General features: G+C 58.8%; 6 protein-coding genes. 4 read left to right on the top strand and 2 right to left on the bottom strand.

Going from position 1 to position 7,239, the window contains the following annotated elements:
• Positions 1-925 (bottom strand): 23S rRNA pseudouridine(1911/1915/1917) synthase RluD (rluD, locus tag A3730_RS04645; RefSeq protein ID WP_063537594.1); only part of this gene is annotated, 925 nt, incomplete at its 3' end.
• Positions 926-993: 68 nt separating this feature from the next.
• Between rluD and A3730_RS04640 the strand changes: the two genes are divergently transcribed.
• Positions 994-1,812 (top strand): outer membrane protein assembly factor BamD, encoded by an 819-nt coding sequence (locus A3730_RS04640; protein WP_063519853.1) that lies wholly within the window; start codon positions 994-996, stop codon positions 1,810-1,812.
• A gap of 134 nt (positions 1,813-1,946) precedes the next feature.
• Here A3730_RS04640 and A3730_RS04635 read toward each other — a convergent pair whose 3' ends face one another.
• Entirely contained in the window at positions 1,947-3,572 is a 1,626-nt protein-coding gene (locus A3730_RS04635; protein ID WP_063519857.1) for an NAD+ synthase, read from the bottom strand.
• A gap of 388 nt (positions 3,573-3,960) precedes the next feature.
• Between A3730_RS04635 and A3730_RS04630 the strand changes: the two genes are divergently transcribed.
• Genes A3730_RS04630 through A3730_RS04620 form a run of 3 tightly spaced genes read left to right on the top strand, consistent with a single transcriptional unit; the run spans position 3,961 to position 7,158 of the window.
• On the top strand, positions 3,961-4,203 hold the full coding sequence (locus A3730_RS04630) for a PP0621 family protein (protein ID WP_063519854.1): 243 nt from the start codon (positions 3,961-3,963) through the stop codon (positions 4,201-4,203).
• Entirely contained in the window at positions 4,193-5,746 is a 1,554-nt protein-coding gene (locus A3730_RS04625; protein ID WP_063519855.1) for a PAS domain-containing sensor histidine kinase, read from the top strand. Before A3730_RS04630 ends, A3730_RS04625 begins: the two co-directional genes overlap by 11 nt.
• Before the next feature lie 11 nt (positions 5,747-5,757).
• Entirely contained in the window at positions 5,758-7,158 is a 1,401-nt protein-coding gene (locus A3730_RS04620; protein ID WP_063537592.1) for a sigma-54 dependent transcriptional regulator, read from the top strand.
• Positions 7,159-7,239: the final 81 nt, after the last annotated feature.

Below are 7,239 nucleotides of genomic sequence, written 5' to 3'. Positions count from 1 at the left end.
TATCCGCCGGCAGCGGCGCTTCGAATTCACGATATTCGCCCGTGGCCGGGTGAATCAGCCCCAACTTGCGGGCATGCAGTGCCTGGCGGGGGAACTTGTGCAGCGCCTGACGCAGCGCTTCAGTGGCCCCGGCAGGCTGCTTGAGCCGACCACCATAGAGCGGATCCCCCACCAGCGGGTAGTTACGATGCGCCATGTGAACGCGAATCTGGTGGGTGCGGCCGGTTTCCAGCTGCACCTGAATGCGGGTATGAGCCCGGTAGCGATCCAGAACGCGGTAGTGAGTCACCGCATTCTTGCCGCCGGTTTTCACCACGGCCTGCTTCTTGCGGTCCACCGGGTGACGCCCCATGGGTGCGTCCACCTTGCCGCCGCCAGTCATCACGCCCACGGCAATCGCCTCGTATTGCCGGAACAGGCTCTTGTCCTGAAGTTGCGCCACCAGGCTCTGGTGGGCCTCCAGAGAGCGAGCCACCACCATCAACCCGGTGGTGTCACGGTCCAGCCGGTGCACAATTCCCGCGCGGGGCAGGCTGTTGAGCCGCTCGTCAAGATGCAGCAGACCGTTCAGCAGAGTACCATCTGCGTGCCCCGCAGCCGGGTGGACCACCAGCCCGGTGGGCTTGTTGATCACAATCAGGTCGTCATCCTGGTACACCACGTCCAGATCAATGGATTGGGGCTGATCATCCAGCTCAGGCTCAATTTCCACTTCCAGCGTCAGCGATTCATTACCGGTCAGCTTCTCTTTGGGCTTGGTCTTGGCACCGTTGACCGTCAGCACGCCATTCTTGATCCAGGTCTGCAGGCGAGACCGGGAAAAGCCGTCAAACAGCTCTGCCGCCACCTGGTCTACCCGCTGCCCGGCGTGCTCCGGCTTCACCTGTTCGGTGCGCTGAATTTTTTCGCCGCCAAGATGTCCCATATAAAAGGTTCCTCAACCTGTGCTTAAATACCGAATTCGCGAATTGTAACCCGTTCAACGAGGAAAGAATGCCACGACTTTTATGGCCACTACTGTGTGTACTGATTCTGGCCGGCTGCGCCGGCAACCCGGAGGATCGCCCGGAACTCACCGAGGCCGATCAATATCGGGAGGCCAGCGAGTCCATTGAATCGAAAAACTACCTGACGGCCATCGACCAGCTCAAGGAGCTGGAGGCGCGCTTTCCGTATGGGGACTATGCCGAACAGTCTGCGCTGGACCTGATCTACGCCCAGTACAAGTCCGTGGATTACCCGGCCACCGTGGTAGCGGCGCAACGCTTCATGCGCAACTATCCCGCGCATCCACGCATGGACTATGCCCTCTACATGCGCGGGCTGGCTAACTTCAACATGGAGAAAGGCCTGTTTGACAACATGGTCACGTCCGACCGCTCCAGCAAGGATATGGACGCCGCGAAAGACTCCTTCCGCGACTTCGAGCGGCTGGTTGCCCGCTTCCCGGACAGCGAGTACGCCCCCGACGCCCGCGCTCGCATGGTCCACATCCGCAACCAGCTGGCCCGTCAGGAGCTGCACGTGGCCCGTTACTACGCTCGCCGTGGCGCCATTGTTGCTTCCGTGAACCGGGCGCAGTATGTGGTCAAACACTACCAGCAGACCCCCGCTGTGGAAGAAGGCCTGGCCATTATGGTCAAGGGTTATCAACGGCTGGAGCTTCCTGAACAGGCAGAAAAAAGCCGCGCCGTACTGGCCCTGAACTGGCCGGAAAGCAGCTTCCTGGATGACGACAAACAGGTGGACCTGGCCTGGTGGCCGGATGAGGATGAAGGGCTGTTGAGCCTGCTGACGTTTGACCTTCTGTGAGCTTCTAGCTTCTAGCTTCTAGCTTCTAGCTTCTAGCTTCTAGCTAAAAAAGGGTGGCACCGACCATGATTCGGGCCACCCTTTTTTGATTTTGATCTTCCTTGCAGCTCGCAGCCAGGAGCTCGTAGCTGCTTTTAGTCTCCCGGCCGCCAACCGTTGGTAATCGGATACCGCCGGTCCTTGCCGAAGGCGCGGCGGCTGACGCGGGGGCCAACAGCGGCCTGGCGGCGTTTGTACTCATTACGATCGGTAAGTTTCACCACCCGGTAGACCGTCTCGCGGTCAAAACCGTCACGGATCACCGCTTCCGCGCTCATGTCCTGCTCCACGTAACGCTCCAGAATCGCATCCAGCTCGTCGTAATCGGGCAGCGAATCACTGTCCACCTGGTCCGGGGCCAGCTCGGCAGACGGCGGGCGGGTGATCACCCGGTCCGGAATGATTTCGGCGCCGGCCTGCTGATTGCGCCAGCGGCACAGATTGAACACGGAGGTTTTGAAGACGTCTTTCAATACCGAGAAGCCCCCGGCCATATCGCCATAGAGGGTGGCGTAGCCCACTGCCATTTCACTCTTGTTACCGGTGGTGAGCACCACCGAGCCGTTCTTGTTGGAAAGCGCCATCAACAACACCCCCCGACAACGGGCCTGGAGATTCTCTTCGGTGGTATCCCGGGCCGTGCCGGCAAACGACTCACTGAGGATATCCATAAAGCCATTGAACGCGGCCTCGATGGGCAACACACGATAATGGACACGCAAGGTGCGCGCCTGCTTTTCAGCATCTTCCAGGCTCATGGCAGAGGTATACTGGAACGGCATCATCACCGCCTCTACCCGTTCCGGGCCCAGGGCATCCACCGCCACCGCCAGCGTCAGGGCGGAATCAATACCACCGGACAGCCCCAATAACGCGCCTTTGAAACCGTTTTTGTTCACATAATCGCGGGTCGCCAACACCAGCGCCTGGTACATGCCCTCCTCCGGCCCGGGTAACGGCAACGCCTCGCCACACGGCTCGCAGTGCCCGCTCTGGCACTGCACATCCACGGGCACCAGTGCTTCGGAAAAGCTGGCCGCCTGCACGCAGCGCGCACCCTTGCTATCACAGACAAACGAGGCACCATCAAACACCAACTCATCCTGCCCACCAACCAGGTTGCAATACAGCACCGGCAATCCGGTTTCCCGGCTGCGGGCTTGTACCTGGGCAAAACGCTCCTCGGCCTTGTTGGTGCGGTAAGGGGAGGCATTCAAGTTCAGGATCAGGTCGGTACCCGCCTGCTGTAACTGGGCCGCCGGGCCATCGTGCCAGATGTCTTCACAAATGGTGATACCCAACGTCCAGCCATCGATATCAAAGGTGCAGGCATCGGTGCCCGGCTGGAAATAGCGTTTTTCGTCAAATACCCGGTAATTGGGCAAGTGCTGCTTGAAATACTCATGGCGAGGACCAGACTCCCCCGGGAACACCACTCCAGCCGCATTACGGCGGTGCCCGTTGCGTACCGCCGGATAGCCCAACACCACCGGCACCGAAATCGCCGCGCCAATGTCGGCCAGCGCCGCATCGACCCGGCTATTCAGGCTGGGCCGCAGCAACAGGTCTTCCGGCGGGTAACCGGTGAGCATCAGCTCCGGGAACAGCACAAGGTCCGCTCCCAGCAATCGGCGAGCTTCGTCTGCCGCGGCAATAACGCGCTGGGCATTCCCTTCGATATCGCCCACCAGCGCATTCTGCTGGGCCATAATAATTCGCATGATCAACCGGCCTTTCCTCAAGTGAGCGCTGATTGTACTCTTTAGAACCTGCTTGGGGTCTATACGCAGCCGCGCCGGCGGTATTTTTTTCGCCAGGTCGTGATTGCGATTGTGATGTGTAGTCATTCTACATAAGCAAGAGCAATCGCGGGCTGGCGGCAAAAGGGCCCCGGCCCTTCGGGTTGCCGCTGCAAATGGCGCCATGCTGTGTTGTAAACCTTGAACTTGACCCGTCAGGCCCTGCAGTTTACGCCTTGCCTGGCGCCATTTTCAGCGGCAACGCGGCTGCGTATAGACCCCAAGCAGGTTCTTAGCCGGCAATCGATGAATGCGCTAAAAACACAGAACGCCACAGCATCTGACAAAACACTAAACCGAGGGGAGCTCCATGGGCCTGATTCGCCTGATTATCATCGCCGCCCTGATCTATCTGGCCTGGCGGGTCATAAAACGATTACTGGCCCAGGCCCGGCCCACGGATTCCGGCAATGCCTCCGGCAACCCCCAGATCATGGTGAAATGCGCGCAATGCGGCGTGCATGTTCCCACCCCCGAAGCGTTCAGCCACAACGGGCTGCACTTCTGCAGCCAGGAGCATCAGCGGCAGTATCTGGAACACCATGACCGCTAGCCAGGGCTGGACACCGGCACGCATTTATAATGTGTACCGCATTGCCATTGCCTGTGTGCTGCTGTTGCTGCATTACGGGCCGGACAAGGCGCTGCTCGGCACCCATTTCCCTGCCCTTTTCGAGACCACGCTTTTTCTCTATCTGGGTCTGACGCTGGCCTCCGCCACGCTGGATAACCGCCGGTATCAGCGGGCCTTCCCTGCCTGGGCACAACCGGCGGCGTTAATCAGCGATCTGGGCATGCTGACGCTGGTGGTGCACTCCAATGGCGGGCTGGAGGGAGGTCTGGCAGTGCTTTTGCTGGTGACCGTTGCCGCCGGCAATATTCTGTTGCGCGGTCGACAGGGCTTTCTTATTGCAGCATTGGCAACCCTGTCCGCCATGTTCGAGCAATTCTATTTTTCCATCCATACACAGCTTTCGTCCCCGTTCGCCCTGACGGAATCCGGCCTGCTGGGCATTGCCTTTTTCATGGTGTCGCTGATCATCCAGCAAATTGCCCAGCGCCTGGAGCAAACAGAAAAGATCACCAGGCAGCAACAGGTTGCCATCGAGCGGCTGGAAGCACTGAACCAGCAGATTGTGCAGCGCATGCGCACGGGCATTCTGGTTTTCGACGACGCTTTTCATATCCTCATGTCCAACCAGTCTGCCAATAACCTGTTTGACAGCCCCATGCTCGGCAACACCCTGCCCGACTCCCTGACCAGCCGCTTCCAGCGCTGGCAGGACAACCCGCTACTGCCACTGAGCACGCTGCGCGTATCGGAGCAATCCCCGGTGCTAAGCCCCCGTTTTGCACAGCTGGATACCGGCCATGAAAACCTGACCCTGCTGTTTCTGGAAAACACGGCACAAGTCGCTCAGGAAGCCCAGCAGATGAACCTGGCATCCCTGGGGCGCCTGTCCGCCACCCTGGCCCATGAAATTCGCAACCCGCTCAGCGCCATCAACCATGCCACAGACCTATTGCTGGACGACGAACCCAGCCCGGAAGATCAACACCTGCTGCAGATCATCCGCAACCATGTGACCCGGGTTAACGGCATTATTCATGACGTCCTTGACCTATCACGCAGACCCAAGGGGCAAGCCGAACGCTTTACCTTGACGGCGCTGATTGAGGAAACGACCGCTCAATGGAAAATGAAAGACCCCGCAGCCAGCTTCAGCCTCCATTGCCAACCCGAGGTAGAAGTCCGCTTTGATCGTAATCAACTCATTCAGGTTCTGGACAATCTGATCGGCAATGCGCTACGCCATGGCGGCAGCCCCTGCACCGTCACACTGCGGTGCGGGCACCACGACCGTACCGGCCTGCCCTGGCTAAAAGTTCAGGATAATGGTCAAGGCATCAGCGAAGAAGCCATGAATTATCTCTTCGAGCCTTTTTACACCACCGCCAAAGACGGCAATGGTCTGGGCCTCTATCTATGCCGGGAACTCTGCCACGCCAACCAGGCCACACTGGACCTTGAGGAAACCCCGAAAGGCGCCAGCTTTGTGATAACCTTTGCCCACCCGCACCGACAATTTCAATAACAGAATCGCCTATGAGTGCAGATACCCCCCACGTACTGGTTGTTGACGACGAAGCTGACCTGCGCGAACTGCTGGTCATCACACTGGGTCGCATGAAACTTCAGGCCACCGCCGCAGATTCGCTGTCTGCCGCCAAGCAACAGCTCAAAGAGGCGCGTTACGACTTGTGCCTGACGGATATGAATCTGGGGGATGGCACAGGCCTGGAACTTCTCCAATTCATCTCACAACACTGCCCAACCATGCCCACCGCCGTCATCACTGCCTACGGCAGCATGGAAACCGCCACCGATGCGATGAAATATGGCGCCTATGATTTCATTGCCAAGCCAGTGGCATTGGACCGGTTACGGCAACTGATCGAAGACGGTCTGGGCATCAGCGAAGTCGAAGAGCACCATGAAGAAGAAGACAATCTGATTGGTGACGCACCCAGCATGGTGGCGCTGAAAGCCCAGGTTCGAAAGCTGGCCCGCAGCCAGGCGCCCATCTATATCAGCGGCGAGTCAGGCAGTGGTAAAGAACGTATTGCGCGGCTGATTCATACTCTCGGTCCGCGCCGGGAAAAACCGTTTGTGGCCGTCAACTGCGGCGCCATTCCGTCCGAACTGATGGAAAGTGAATTCTTCGGCCACCGCAAAGGCGCGTTCACCGGCGCCGTGGAAGACCGAAAGGGCCTGTTCCGTGAAGCCGACGGCGGCACCCTCTTCCTCGACGAAGTGGCCGACTTGCCACTACATATGCAGGTGAAGTTGCTACGTGCGATCCAGGAAAAATCGGTGCGGCCGGTCGGTGAAGCCAAGGAATTCCAGGTCAACCTGCGCATACTCTGCGCCACCCACAAAAACCTGGAAGACGAAATGGAAGAGGGCCGCTTTCGTCAGGATCTCTTCTACCGGCTGAATGTTATCGAAGCACATGTACCGCCGCTGCGCGACCGACGTGAAGATATCCCCAAACTGGTTCAGCATATTCTCAACCGGCTCAGCCAAGCCTGGGACATCCCACCGCCCAGCGTCAGCTCTGACGCGGTGAACGCCATAGAAAATTACGCCTTTCCCGGCAATGTCAGGGAACTGGAAAATACGCTGGAGCGGGCGCTGACCCTGTGTGACGGCAACACCATTCTGCCAGAGCATCTGCGTCTGACATCCAACCGCCCCGCCCCAGCCACAACCCGCCATAACGCCCCGGCAGCAACAACGACATCACCAGTAAGGCCCGGCGAACAGCCTCTGGAGGATTTTCTTCAGGAAATCGAAAAGCAGGAAATACTCAAGGCCCTGGATGCCACCCACTGGAACCGCACCGCCGCCGCAAAAAAACTCGGCATGACCTTTCGCTCGTTGCGCTATCGGCTCAAAAAACTGGAACTGGACCGGGATGACGGCGAGGCAGAAGACAACGAATAAGGCTCGGGGTCAGTAAAGGGAGACTCACCACAAATAAGCTGCGCCAGCAATTCGGCACTGCCTGGCGCAGCTTATTTGTGG

The organism is Alcanivorax sp. HI0044 (assembly GCF_001634945.1).
This window is presented reverse-complemented; position numbering and strand designations above follow the sequence as displayed.

Coding starts and splice junctions, on each gene's coding strand:
- A3730_RS04640 (WP_063519853.1), top strand. CDS start 994: ATGCCACGACTTTTATGGCCACTACTGTGTGTACTGATTCTGGCCGGC.
- A3730_RS04620 (WP_063537592.1), top strand. CDS start 5,758: ATGAGTGCAGATACCCCCCACGTACTGGTTGTTGACGACGAAGCTGAC.
- A3730_RS04625 (WP_063519855.1), top strand. CDS start 4,193: ATGACCGCTAGCCAGGGCTGGACACCGGCACGCATTTATAATGTGTAC.
- A3730_RS04635 (WP_063519857.1), bottom strand. CDS start 3,572: ATGCGAATTATTATGGCCCAGCAGAATGCGCTGGTGGGCGATATCGAA.
- A3730_RS04630 (WP_063519854.1), top strand. CDS start 3,961: ATGGGCCTGATTCGCCTGATTATCATCGCCGCCCTGATCTATCTGGCC.